The following is a 12433-nucleotide window of genomic DNA, read 5'->3' on the forward strand; positions in this document are numbered from 1 at the left end:
CGCCGTCAGCCCTTGTCGCCCGCGATCCGCTCCCGCAGGTCGGCCAGGATCTCCGCCGCCTCCGGCAGCCCGACCCGCCGACAACGGTCGACGGCGGCGGTCAGCCGGGCCACCGCGGCCTGCGTCCGCCCGAGGTCGGTGCCCTCGATCAGCGCGGCCAGCCGCACCGCCTCGGCACGCGGCGACTCGGCCTCCTCACCGCCCTCCTCGTACACCGGGATCGCCCGCTCGGCCTCGGCCAGCGCCTCCTCGAACCGCCCGGCGAGGGCCAGGCAGCGCGCCCGCTCGTAGTGCGAACCGCCGCGCAGGAACCACGAGTTGTACGATGCCCCGGCCCGCTCGGCGGCCTCGCCGACGCCGTCCGCCTCGGCCAGCCGGGCGAGCGCGGTCGCCAGCCCCTCCGGGCCGTGCGCGCGCATCACCAGTTTGGCGAAGTCGCGCAGCGTCCCGGCCACCTGGTCCCACTGGGGCGCCTCGGCGTGCGCCGCGAGGGCTCGCTCGCGGGCCGCGTCGGCCGCCTCCCAGCGGTCGGCGTGGGCGAGCGCGAGGGCGGCCTCGCAGGCGACCATGGTGTGCGTCGACTGGTCCTCCCAGCCCGCGACGGTGTCGGCGAGGCGCAGGTACTCCTCGGCCGCGTCGCGGTACTCCTCCAGCGCGAACAGTCCGCGGGCGAGGTCGAGCCGGACCTGGGCCATCAACCGCTCGTCCAGCTCCGGTGCGGCGGCGTCGAGCAGCACCGACTCCAGCACGGCCACCGCGTCGACCACCCGACCGCCGCCGCGCAGCAGGTCGGCCAGCTGCAGCCGCACCTGGGCGGCCTCCTCGGCCGCCGGCCGGCCCTTGCGGTCGAAGCGCGCAGCGGCCTCCGACAGGGCCCTGATCGCCCCGCCGTCGTCGCCCGTGTGCGCCTTCGCGTGGCCGAGCATCATGTAGGTGGGGGCGAACGGGTAGGAGTCGTCGCCCCAGCGGGTGGCCTCGGCCAGCGCCCGGTGGAACACCTCGACGGCCTGGGCCGGTTCGCCGCTCTGCAGCAGCACCTGGCCGAGCAGACCGAGCACCCGCGGGGCCTGCCACGGCAGTTCGGCGGCGTCCAACTGCGCCATGACATCGCTCAGTTCGGCCGCCGCCTCGGCCATCCGGCCCTGCCGGGCGGCGGCGTCGGCGGCGTACTGGCGCGAGGTGGCCGCCCGCCGGGCCGAGCCGAGCGCGACGCTCTCGGCGCGGTAGGCGCCGACGGCCTCCTCGAACCGGGCGACGGCGTCGGCCGGCGGCTCGGGCAGTGCGGCGATCAGGTCGTGGTGCGCGGCGAAGGCCCGGCACTGGAACACGATCAGGTAGTCGTCGTCGCTGATGCAGCCCGTGGCGCGCAACTCGCGGGCGCGGCGCAGCGCTTCGTCGAGCGCCGGCCAGTCGGGCGCCAGGCCCTCGACCTCGCCGAGTTCGACGACGAGGGTGCGGGTGCGCACCATGAGAGCCTGGCCGAGCAGCCCCTCCTGCTCGAACAGGTCGGCGGCGGCCAGCAGTTGGGCCTTGCCGGCGGCGTGGTCGTCGCGCTCCAGCGCCTCGTGGGCGCGCTGCTCGGCGAGTTCGGCGCGCAGCCGGGCCGCGGTGCCCGCCGCGGTGCCTTCCTCGTGCACGTAGCCGTCGGCCTCGAAACGCTCGGCTATCCGGCGCCAGAGCCGGTCGGCGTCCGGGTGGCCGACCAGGTCCAGCTCGCGGGCGCGGACCACGAGGGCGGTGAAGTCCTCGGGCTCCGGCTCGACTTCGCGGCGCTGCGCGGGCGCGGCGGCCGGGGCGCCGGCCAGGTCGGGCGCCACGGCGGCGCGGACGCCGAGCGCGAGCGGCTCGGCGAGCAGCGGCCCGCGCTCCAGCCGGGCGCGGCGGCGGGCGCCGACCGCGTCGGTGCCGTTGCGGGCGTCGAAGCGGGCGGCGAGCGCGCCGGCCTCCGTCCGGACGTGGGCGAGCAGCGTGTCGACCGTCCAGCTGCGGCCGGGCGGGCCGCTGACCGCGAGCTCGCCGTGGCCCTGGCGGGCGAGGGCGGCGGCCAGCACCTCGACGCCGGTGAGGAACTCCAGGCGGCCGACCGGGTCGCCGGTGGCGGCGAACAGGTCGCGGTTCTCGGAGAGGATCTCCAGGCCGCGCGGCTCGTTGCCGGAGAGCGCGCAGAACTCGATGTGCTGGCCGACCGGTCGGGCCATGCCGGCCTTGCCGCGGGCGAAGCGGTAGCCGACCAGGTGACTGGAACGGGCCTCGTCCAGGCGGCCCTCGCGCAGCAGCGGCACCAGGGCGGCGGCATGGCTGAGGTAGGGCTCCTCGGAGCAGGTGCTGTGGCCGCCGAGGACGGGCCGCCAGACCTCCAGGGCCCGCGCGTCGTCGCCGGCGCGCACGTGGTGGTTGGCGCGGGCGCGGATCTCGCACGCGGGGCAGTCGCTCAGCTCGGTGCGCGGACGGCCGGTCCACAGCTCGTAGGCGTCCTCGGCGCCGACACCGATGTGCGCGGCCAGGTGGTAGCGCTGGGCGTAGTACGGCTGGAGGCCGAAGCCGGCCGCGCGGTAGCGGTCGCGCATCTCGGTGTGCCAGCGGCGGATCGCCTCCAGCGGCACGTCCGGGGTGCCGATCAGCGAGCCGGCCACCCACTTGAAGCGCCAGAACACCTGGTCCCGGGCCCACTCGCCGAAGCCGTCCGGGTCGGTGTCCCACAGCTTGAGCACGCGGGCGAAGACCACCGGCGACTTGCTGCGCTCGCCGTCGTACTGGTACGCCTCCATCAGCTCCAGCAGGGCCATCGAACGCACCCCGGTGTCGTCGAACTGCTCGGCGGCGTCGACGAGTTCCTCGGCGGTCACGGTCCGCTGGCGGCCGTAGGGGCGGGCGTCGTTCTCGCGCAGCGCGGCCATCACCGCGTCGGGGGTGTCCAGCATCACGCCTCCTTCGGGTCGGTGCCGGCGCCACGGCCCCCGGCCGCCTCGTGGCCGAGCATGGCGTGGTCGAGCAGGCTGATGAACGAGCGGTTGAGCAGGGCGCTCTCGCTCGCCTTGAGCGGGCGGCGGGTCATCAGCACCGCCTGCCCGTACAGCGCCTCGACGGCGGTGACGGTGAGGTCGCGGCTGCCGGTGAGCGACGCGGCGCGGCGCACCAGCGGGTTGAGGTGGTTGAGCACCAGCTGGGCGCGGGGCACCTCGGCGCGCAGCGAGCCGAGGATGTCCGCCCACAACCCGTCCGCCTCGTCCGCGAGTTGGGCCCGGGTGCGCTCGTGCCGGGCCTCCCGGTTGTCGAGCAGCAGGGCGGGGGCGCTGGTCGGGTGGAAGCTGCGCAGCGCGACGTCGCAGTCGAAGCGGCCGACCACCTCGCGGGCGACGGTGAGGAACGCGGCGGCGGCGAGCTCGGCGGCCGGGTCGACGGTGTCCAGGTGCGCGGTGACGGTGCCCGGGTCGAGGTCGGCGACGGAGACGCCGGGGCGGATCTCGGGCAGCCGGTGCACGAGGTCGCGGTCGTAGGTGTAGCCGCCGTTGATGACGCCGAGCCCGGCAGCGCCGGCGATCGGGGCGACCTGGCGGAACTCCTCGACCGTCTTCGTCACCAGCAGGACCGGGTGGGTGCGGGCGAACTCGTCCAGCGTGACGTTGCCGTCGGTGGTCTCGAACGGCAGCCAGGGCAGCATGATGCGCAGCAACTCGTCGTCGTAGCGCGCGAGTTCCTTGACCGCCAGGTGGTGGACGGACAGGAAGCGGTGCAGCAGCGCCGGGTCGCTCGCGGACAGGCCGGTGAGCCAGTCGCGGATCCGGGCGCCGAGCGCGTCGCGGACGGCGGCCAGCGTCTCGTCCGCGTACAGGCCCTCGCGGGAGGCGGTCGGGCGCAGGCCGTCGGTGTCGACCACGCAGCGGACGAAGAACGCCCAGTCGGGCAGGAGTTCGTCGGCCTGGTCGGTGAGCAGCATGCCCTTGAGGTGCACCCGGTGGCCGGAGCGGCGGGAGGGCGGGGCGGCGTCCGGCAGGACGTAGGCGACGCCGCGCAGGCCGACCAGCGGGAGGTCCAGGTCGATGCTGTCCAGCGGGGCGAAGTCGAAGGCGGAGCGGCAGTACTCGGTCAGCGCGTCGCGGCGGGCGAGCGGGGAACCGTGCCGCCGCGCCCACGGCGGGGTCTGGTTGACGCGGTGCTCGGTGCCGTTCGCGTCGACGACCGTCACGTCCTGGCGCAGCAGGCTGCCGAAGTCCCGGGCGAGCGCCAGGACCCGGCCCGAGCGGGTCCACTCGGCGGCGTCCGCGCGCGGGGCGAGGGTGACGGTGGTGCCGGGCTCGGGCCTGGCCTCGGCGGGCAGCGTGCGGATGGTGTAGCGGCCGTCGGAACTGCCGCGCCACTCGACCACCGGCGCGTCCGGGGTGGCGGCGGAGCGGGTGACGACGGTGATCTCGTCGGCCACCACGAAGCAGGCGAGCAGGCCGATGCCGAACTGGCCGATGAAGTCGCCGCGGGCGCGGGCCAGTCCGGCGCCGTCCAGGCCGCCGTCGGCGTCGCGCTTGGAGCTGCGGCCGATGGTGGCGAGGAAGGTGTGGACGTCCGCCTCGGTGAGGCCGATGCCGGTGTCGGTGACGGTCAGCTCGTCGTCGGCGCGGACGGTGATCCGGGCCGGCGCCCCGGGGTCGAGCTTCTGGCGGGCGGTGATGGCGTCGACCGCGTTCTGCAGGAGCTCGCGCAGGTACACGCGGGGGCTGGAGTAGAGGTGGTGGGAGAGCAGGTCCACCAGGCCGCGCAGGTCCACCTGGAAGGTGTGCGCGCTCGCCGGGCTCTGCGCACTCGTCGGGTTCTCGGATGGGGACACCGGGGGCTCTTTCGATCGCTTGATGGGTGAGGAGGTCTGGGGCCTTGGCGGCGCGGCGACGTCGACGGGCTTTCCGCGCGCCGGCGGGCGTTCGGCGGGCTTCAGCTCAGCGGCTTCAGCTGTGCGGGCTTCAGTTCTGCGGGCTTCAGCGGGCGACGGTGGCCGTCAGCGGGCGCAACGGTCGCGGTGGGCGCGGAAGCCGGCGACCGGGTCACCGGCCAGGTAGTGCCAGGGGGACTCGGTGACGAGGCCGTCCAGGGCGTCGAACAGCAGGTGCGCGGTCTTGCGCTGGTCGGCCAGCGAGAAGACCATCGCGAAGGTGTTGAAGGCGCTCTGCCAGCCGCGCACCGACGTGAAGTCGGGGTGCAGGACGGACCGGGAGGCGGCCTCCTGGAGCTCCGCGAGGACCGTCGGGCTGGTGAGGTAGGCGTGGTCCTCGCCGTCGGGGAGGTCCAGCCAGCGCTCCAGGTGCGCGAGCGCGACCAGCTCGCCGAGCTGGCTGCCCTCGGGGGCGGCGAGCATCGCGGAGCGGGCGAAGTCGTGCATCTCGTCGTGCGAGCCGCCCCACTTGGCGCACAGCTGCTGGAGCCGCTGACGGTGCGAGGCGGCGTGACCGGGGGCACGGCGCAGCGCGGCCTCGAAGCGGCAGGTGGCGACCTCCGCGTCGAGCGAGGCGCCGCGGGCGCTGATCTGGAGGAAGTACCAGGGCGCGAGCCAGCCGGGCTCGCGCTCGGCTACCTCCAGCAGCTGCTCCTCGGCGGTGTCCAGGCGCTCGTGGAAGAGCTTCCACTGCTCCTCCGTCACGTGCTTGGCGCGGGCGCCGGTGCGGGCCTCCCAGGCCCAGGTGACGTGCCGGGCGCCGGAGAGGAGGAGGGGCAGGGCGTCGTCGGGGTGGTCGGCGATCGCGCGGGCCGTCCAGGCCTCGACGCCGTCGACGTCGGCGAGGGCGCCGAGGATCCACGTCCGGTCGGCCTGGTCCTCGACGGCGGCGAGCGCGGGGCGCAGCGCCGCCCAGTCGCCGACGGCGGCCTGGCCGAGCATCAGGCGCACCGCTTCGTCGCCGAAGGCCGGGTCGAGCGCCGGGACCGGGCCTGCGGGGACGGGCGCGGGCTCGGCCGTCCGCTTCCCGCGCCCGAACCCGAGCCCGCGGCGGCCGGACTGGCCCTGCGTGGCGTCCTCGCCGGAACGGCGACGGAAAAGCGGCATCGGGTGGTCCCCCTCGAACGTGATCGGCATCTCTCGCATGGCCGCACAGTGGCCGCCCAGATGCAGTACATATCACGCGCGCCCGACATCCGTTCGCGCAGCCCGCACCGGGCCTGACGAGGGGGGCAACAGATGACAACGGACAGATAACAGATGACAGATTTCAGCGAACAGATTCCGTCATCTGTTATCTGCCTGTTGTCCGCCCGCTCACCCGGCGGTCAGATCGGATCGTCAGACCAGGCCGAGCCCCGCGTCCGGCGCCTTCCCCGCCTGCGCCTGCTCGATCCGCTTGACCAGCATCGCCGCGAACCGTCGCGTCGCCGCGACGTCCACCGGCCCGCCCTCGGTCGTCACGCTCGCCACCACCGTGCCCGAGCGCAGCACGATGCCGACACCCTCGCTGTCCGCCAACTGCCCCTGGAACACCTGGCTTTCACTGCCCAGCACCGAGGCGTCCACGGCCTTGAACGGCCCGCTCCGGTACGAGGCGTACGTCTCCTTGAGGCGGCCCTTCGCCGCGTCCCTGGTCGGCAACGTGTCGACCATGAACCGCGTCACGAGGTCGCCCGAGGAGAAGCGGACCGAGCCGCTGAGCGGCTTGCCCGTACAGGGCGCCGCCGCGGTGCAGGTGGTGGCGTGGTCGGCGGTGTCGACGCGCCGCTTCTCCTCCTCCCACCCGGCCATCGCCTTCCCGTCCGGCAGCACCTGGAGGACCACCTTGTCGTCCAGCAGCACCGCGTCCGAGTCCGCCCCGGGTGTGCCGACCCCACCTGCGGACGACGGAGGCACGGACCCGCCGGTGCCACCGGCCGGCGGCGTCGCGCCGCCGGGCGCGGGCGCCGAGGCTCCGGCGGCCGCGTCGGACGGGCCGCCCGCGGCGGCCGACGCGGCCGCAGTCGCCGCACTCGCGGCCGAACTCGCCCTGCCCGCAACCTCCTTGGCAGCCTCCGAGCCGTCCGACGCGCACCCGCCGAGCGCCCCCACCAGCACCCCGACCGCCACTACGGCGGCAGCCCGCCGACCGACCTTCCCCATCGCCCGCTCCCTCCCGGTGTCCGTGACCCATCAAGATAGCCGTTCGCCCCCGGACCAGCCCCGGGCGGCCTCCCCGCGGGGAGAAGCGAAACGGCGGTGGGCGGTGCCCTCGGAGAGGCCACCGCCCACCGCCGCTACGGCGTCAGACGGACCGGATGGACCGGGCGGTTCAGACCGCCGGGGCCGGGAACGTCGGGTACTCGACGCCCGAGATGTACTGGACGACCCGGGCGACCTGGCACGAGTAACCGAACTCGTTGTCGTACCACAGGTAGAGGATCGCGTTGTCGCCCTCGACCTTGGTGGCGCCCGCGTCGACGATCGAGGCGTGGCGCGAGCCGATGAAGTCGCTCGACACCGCGTCGGGCGAGTCGATGAAGTCGATCTGGCGCTTCAGCGGCGAGGTCAGCGAGACGTTGCGCAGGTAGTCCAGGACCTCCTCGCGGTTGGTCTCGCGCTTCAGCTGCAGATTGAGGATCGCGATCGAGACGTCCGGCACCGGCACGCGGATCGAGCTGCCGGTGATCTTCGCCTGGAGGTCCGGCAGCGCCTTGGCGACGGCCGACGCGGCACCGGTCTCGGTGATCACCATGTTCAGCGGTGCCGAGCGGCCGCGACGGTCGGCCTTGTGGTAGTTGTCCAGCAGGTTCTGGTCGTTGGTGAACGAGTGGACGGTCTCCACGTGGCCGCGGACGACGCCGTACTCGTCCTCCATCGCCTTCAGCGGCGGGACGATCGCGTTGGTGGTGCAGGAGGCGCAGGAGAGGATCTGCTCGTCCGGCTTGATCATGTCGTGGTTGACGCCGTGGACGATGTTCGGGACGTCGCCCTTGCCCGGCGCGGTGAGCACGACCTTGGCGATGCCGGGGCGCAGGTGCTTGGACAGGCCCTCGCGGTCGCGCCAGCGGCCGGTGTTGTCGATCAGGATGGCGTCCTTGATCCCGTACTCCGTGTAGTCGACCTTGGCCGGGTCGTCGGAGTAGATCACGGTGATCTCGTTGCCGTTGGCGATGATCTTGTTGTTCGCCTCGTCGACGGTGATCGTGCCCTGGAACTGGCCGTGGATCGAGTCGCGACGCAGCAGCGAGGCGCGCTTCACGAGGTCGTCGCCGCCGCTGTTGCGCACGACGATGGCCTTCAGCCGCAGGCCGTTGCCCGAGGCCTTCTCGATCAGCAGGCGGGCGACGAGGCGGCCGATGCGGCCGAACCCGTACAGCACGACGTCCTGGGCGGACCGGCGCTCGAGCTTGTTCTCGCCGGTGGCGCCGGCGACGGCGCGGGCGGTGAACTCCTCCACGGACAGGCCGCGGTCGTCGGCCCGGTAGGTGGTGGCGAGCATCCCGAGGTCGATCTGGGAGGGGCCGAGGTCCAGGGTGGTCAGCGCCTGCAGGAACGGCATGGTCTCGGTGACCGAGAGCTCCTCGCCGGCTATCTGGCGGGCGAAGCGGTGCGTCTTGAGGATGCTGACCACCGACTTGTTCACCAGGGAACGGCTGTGGAGCAGGACGGTGACGTCCTTCTCCCGGTGCAGCCGCCCGATGATCGGGATCATCGACTCCGCGATCTCCTCGCGGTTCTTCCAGTCCGTGAACACGTCGTCGTTGACAGTCACAAGTCCATCTTTCGAGCTGAGGGTGGTTGCCCACATGGTAGCTTCGCGGATTTCCGGTCCGACGACCTCCCCCGGGCAGCGTTGACGACAGGGCCGGGCCGAGCGAATCTTGAACACGTTCAATTGAATGGGGAGGCGTTCGATGTATCCGGGCGGAGCCATGACCGCTGCTGCGGCTCAGCTGGCGGTACCCGCGGCGAACCCCACCCTTCTCCGGACAACTCCGCCACCGTGTGGGCGAAGCCGTGGCCACCACCGCCCACGTCCGTCATGGGCCCGCTCGCCACCACGCTCCCGCCGATCATCACCGCCACGTGGTCGCAGAGCCGCTCGACCGGCGCCGTGACCGCGCTGGAGAAGAGCACCGAGCCGCCGCTCGCCACGAACCGCGCCAGGACGGCACCCATGACCGCCGCCGACCGCTGGTCCACCGCGTCGAACGGCTCGTCCAGCAACAGCAGTCGGGGCGCGTACAGCAGCGCGATGGCCAGCCCCATCCGCTTGCGCAGCCCGGGCTCGTCGGCGGCCGCCGACGCCCGCTCCGCGCCGCCGAGTTCGAGCAGGTCGAGCAGCCCCCGGGCCCGGGCCTCGGCCGCCGGCCCGTCCTCGCCGCACAACCGGCCCAGCCAGTACAGCAGTTCGCGCCCGGCCGGCCGCTCCGGCAGGGCCACCAGGTCCGGCACCAGCCCGACCGCCGACCGTGCTCGCTCCGGGTCCGCCCGCACGTCCGCCCCGAAGACCTCGGCCGTGCCCTCATCCGGAGGCACCAGCCCCGCCGCCATCGCCAGCACGGTCGTCTTGCCGGCCCCGCGCGGCCCGACCAGCCCGTAGCACGACCCGCGCGGCACGCTCAGCTCCACCCCGGCCACGGCCGTCGTCCGCCCGAACCGCTTCCGCAGTCCCGACAGCCGCAGCGCCGGCCCACACCCCACCCCCACGTGCACGACTCCCGTCCTCTCGCACTCCGCCACCGCGCTCCCGGTGACCCTGCGATCGACGCTATGGCGCCTGCCCGGAGCAAGGAATGTGCCTTTCTGCATAGTCAGGGTGCGTCCAGGTACACCCCTGACCGAGAAACCTGCCGTCCTTCACAGTCGGCTCGTCACAGTCGGCTCATCGCGCTCGCTCATCGCGCTCGCCCATCACGGTCGCTCATCACGGTCAGCCCGATCAGGCGCCCGACACGCCCCGCCGGGGTTGACCTTCACATCGGTGTGAAGGAGACGATGGGGTCATGACCGACACCGGGTTCGACCCGTACGCATTGTTGGAGGCGAGCAGGCTCGGGGTGCTCGCGACGATCAAGGGCGACGGGCGGCCGCAGCTGTCGCCCGTGCTGCCGTACTTCGACCGGGAGGCGGGAGTGATCCTGATCTCGACGACCGACGGGCGGGCCAAGGCGGCGAACCTGCGGCGGGACCCGCGGGCGGCGCTGGAGGTCACCGGGCCGGGCGGGAGCTCGTGGGCCACGGCGGAGGGGACGGTGACGCTCACCGGGCCGGGGGCGGATCCGTACGGGCCCGAGGTCGAGGCGCTGGTCACGTACTACCGGACGGCTGCCGGGGAGCACCCGGACTGGGAGGAGTACCGGGCGGCGATGGTGGCCGACCGGCGCGTTCTCGTCACCATGACGGTGGACCACGTGTACGGCGAGAAGCTCGGCTGAGGACGAACGGAGGAAGGGCCCGGAGCGGACGGCTCCGGGCCTCCCGTCAGCGCAAGCCCCCCGGCCGCCCCAGGTGGCTTCCACCGTTCGCCCGGTGCGCTCAACCCAGTTGCGCCAGACCTTCGGTGGCGATCCGCTCGAACACGGCGTGGTCGGTGGCGAAGCACGAGTCCGGGACCGGCCAGTGCACGACCAGCTCGGTGATGCCCAACTCCCGGTAGATGCCCGCCCATTGGACGAAGGCGTCGAGCGAGGCGAGCGGCCGTTCCCCGGTGAAGCCCTGGAGGAGCAGCCTGTCGAGCGAGTCCGGGTCGCGCCCTTCGGCCTCGCACGCGGCGGACAGCTTCGCCAACTGCCCGGCGACGACGGCCGGAGCCCGCTCCGCCGGGACGTCCGGGTCCGCCGGGTCACCGCAGGTGACCCAGCCCTGGCCGTACCGCGCTGCCACCCGCAGCCCGCGCGGGCCGGTCGCGGCCACGCAGAACGGCACGCGCGGGCGCTGGACGCAGCCGGGGACGTTGCGGGCCCCGACCGCCGCGTAGTGGCGGCCGTCCGCCGTCGTCGTGTCCCGGCGCAGCAACGCGTCCAGCAGCGGCACGAACTCGCCGAAGCGGTCGGCCCGTTCCTTGGGCGACCACTCGTCCCGTCCGAGCACCTGCGCGTCGAAGCCCGTCCCGCCGGCGCCGATGCCGACCGTCAGCCGTCCGCCCGACACGTCGTCGAGCGTCAGCAACTCCTTGGCCAGGGTGACCGGGTGGCGGAAGTTCGGGGAGGTGACGAGGGGCCCGAGCCGGATGCGTCCGGTCGCCGTGGCCGCCGCCGTCAGGGTGGGCACCGCGCCGAACCAGGTCTCGTCGCGGAACGACTGCCAGGACAGGTGGTCATAGGTGTACGCGGCGTGGAATCCGAGCTCCTCGGCCCGCCGCCAGATCTTCTGCCCGTCGCCCCACCGGTGGATGGGGAGGATCACCGTGCTCAGACGCATACCACCGACCCTACGGTAGCCGTCAGCGGCCAGCGCCCTCCGACTTGACGACCTCCTTGCCCGTTGAAGCGCGCTTCGGTCCGCCCGTCCGGTGACGAAGAGGACGGGCTCCTTCACGCGTTTGCGGCCGGATTCCTCTCTAGGACACGACCGCCGGTGCGGACCGGCTCCCTGTCGGATTCAACGCTGCAGCCAGCTCAGCAGGGTCGTCGCCGTGAACACCGTGCCCGACGCCAGACAGACCGCGCGCGGGGTCAGCCACCCGGGACCTTCCCGGGGCTGGGACTGCGGGGCCGGAGCCAGCAGCGCGTCTGCGAAGGCCTGGGCGGTCGGCGGTCGGTCCGCCGGCTCGACGGACATCGCGGACCGTAGCAGCAGGGCGACGTTCGGTGGGAGCTCCGCTCCGGCTGCGAGCATCGGCAGCGTCGAGGCGGTCGGCTGGTCGGTCATCAGGGCTGTGGCGCGTCCGCCCGGGCCGAACGGCTTCTGCCCGGTCAGCAACTCGTAGGCCACGACGGCCAGCGCGTACACGTCGGCCCTCCCGTCGAACCCGCCGGTCTGGAAGGCCTGTTCCGGTGCCATGTACGCGGGCGTGCCCGTGGTCACCGTCAGCCCGGATGCGTCGGCCAGTTGCTTCGCGCTGCCCAGATCCGCCACCAGCACCGCGGCGGGCGCAGGGTCGGTGGCGAGCAGCAGGTTGGACGGCTTGACGTCGCGGTGCACCACGCCTGCCTCGTGCAGGACCTGGACGGCGTAGCCCGCCTCCGCGGCCAGCCGCAGCGCCTCCTGCGGGTCGCACTGCCCGACCCGGTCCGCCAGGGTGCCGCCGCGTACGTGGTCCATGACGAAGTAGGGCCGGTCCTCCTGCACCCCGACGTCGTGCACCCGGACCACCCGCGGGCTGGCGATCCGGCGCAGCAGCCTCGCCTCCGCCAGGAACCGCTCGCGCACATCGGCGTTGGCGGCCCAGTTCTCGGCCAGCACCTTCACCGCGACCTCGGTGTCGAGCTCCGGATCGTAGGCCTTCCAGACCGTCGCGAAGGAGCCGGCTCCGAGCCGCTCCAGGAGGAGGTAACGGCCGAGCTTGCGCATGTGGCAGCATTCTGC

General features: G+C 73.5%; 9 protein-coding genes. 1 reads left to right on the forward strand and 8 read right to left on the reverse strand.

Features of this window, described 5'->3' with window-relative positions; genetic code table 11:
- Positions 1-5: 5 nt before the first annotated feature.
- The 6 genes from ACWCXH_RS15915 to ACWCXH_RS15940 form a co-directional block, all read right to left on the reverse strand.
- A complete protein-coding gene (locus tag ACWCXH_RS15915; RefSeq protein ID WP_449802017.1) occupies positions 6-2921 on the reverse strand; it encodes a hypothetical protein in 2916 nt (971 codons plus the stop codon).
- The gene (locus ACWCXH_RS15920; RefSeq protein ID WP_449802018.1) at positions 2921-4819 is read right to left on the reverse strand and encodes an HSP90 family protein; all 1899 of its coding nucleotides are present in this window, start codon (positions 4817-4819) and stop codon (positions 2921-2923) included. The genes ACWCXH_RS15915 and ACWCXH_RS15920 overlap by 1 nt, the downstream gene beginning before the upstream one ends.
- A 165-nt stretch (positions 4820-4984) precedes the next feature.
- Positions 4985-6064, reverse strand: coding sequence for a hypothetical protein (locus ACWCXH_RS15925; RefSeq protein ID WP_449802019.1), 1080 nt, complete (start codon positions 6062-6064; stop codon positions 4985-4987).
- 195 nt (positions 6065-6259) lie between these two features.
- Positions 6260-7063, reverse strand: coding sequence for a hypothetical protein (locus ACWCXH_RS15930; RefSeq protein ID WP_449802020.1), 804 nt, complete (start codon positions 7061-7063; stop codon positions 6260-6262).
- Between the two features lie 169 nt (positions 7064-7232).
- Positions 7233-8675: a glyceraldehyde-3-phosphate dehydrogenase gene (locus ACWCXH_RS15935; RefSeq protein WP_449802021.1), complete on the reverse strand. Its 1443-nt coding sequence runs from the start codon at positions 8673-8675 to the stop codon at positions 7233-7235.
- Between the two features lie 119 nt (positions 8676-8794).
- Positions 8795-9619, reverse strand: a complete 825-nt coding sequence (locus ACWCXH_RS15940) for an ATP-binding cassette domain-containing protein (RefSeq protein WP_449802022.1) — start codon at positions 9617-9619, stop codon at positions 8795-8797.
- Between the two features lie 290 nt (positions 9620-9909).
- Between ACWCXH_RS15940 and ACWCXH_RS15945 the strand changes: the two genes are divergently transcribed.
- On the forward strand, positions 9910-10341 hold the full coding sequence (locus ACWCXH_RS15945) for a PPOX class F420-dependent oxidoreductase (RefSeq protein WP_449802023.1): 432 nt from the start codon (positions 9910-9912) through the stop codon (positions 10339-10341).
- 100 nt (positions 10342-10441) lie between these two features.
- Here the strand turns inward: ACWCXH_RS15945 and ACWCXH_RS15950 are convergent, their stop codons facing one another.
- Positions 10442-11326, reverse strand: a complete 885-nt coding sequence (locus tag ACWCXH_RS15950; RefSeq protein WP_449802024.1) for an LLM class flavin-dependent oxidoreductase — start codon at positions 11324-11326, stop codon at positions 10442-10444.
- Between the two features lie 180 nt (positions 11327-11506).
- Positions 11507-12418, reverse strand: a complete 912-nt coding sequence (locus ACWCXH_RS15955) for a serine/threonine-protein kinase (protein ID WP_449802025.1) — start codon at positions 12416-12418, stop codon at positions 11507-11509.
- Positions 12419-12433 lie beyond the last annotated feature (15 nt).

The sequence above is a fragment of the Kitasatospora sp. NPDC001660 genome, from assembly GCF_053596725.1.

Bases quoted from the DNA above. Each gene is read 5' to 3' on its own strand.
- ACWCXH_RS15955 (WP_449802025.1), bottom strand. From the start codon at position 12,418: ATGCGCAAGCTCGGCCGTTACCTCCTCCTGGAGCGGCTCGGAGCCGGC.
- ACWCXH_RS15950 (WP_449802024.1), bottom strand. From the start codon at position 11,326: ATGCGTCTGAGCACGGTGATCCTCCCCATCCACCGGTGGGGCGACGGG.
- ACWCXH_RS15930 (WP_449802020.1), bottom strand. From the start codon at position 7,063: ATGGGGAAGGTCGGTCGGCGGGCTGCCGCCGTAGTGGCGGTCGGGGTG.
- ACWCXH_RS15925 (WP_449802019.1), bottom strand. From the start codon at position 6,064: ATGCGAGAGATGCCGATCACGTTCGAGGGGGACCACCCGATGCCGCTT.
- ACWCXH_RS15945 (WP_449802023.1), top strand. From the start codon at position 9,910: ATGACCGACACCGGGTTCGACCCGTACGCATTGTTGGAGGCGAGCAGG.
- ACWCXH_RS15915 (WP_449802017.1), bottom strand. From the start codon at position 2,921: ATGCTGGACACCCCCGACGCGGTGATGGCCGCGCTGCGCGAGAACGAC.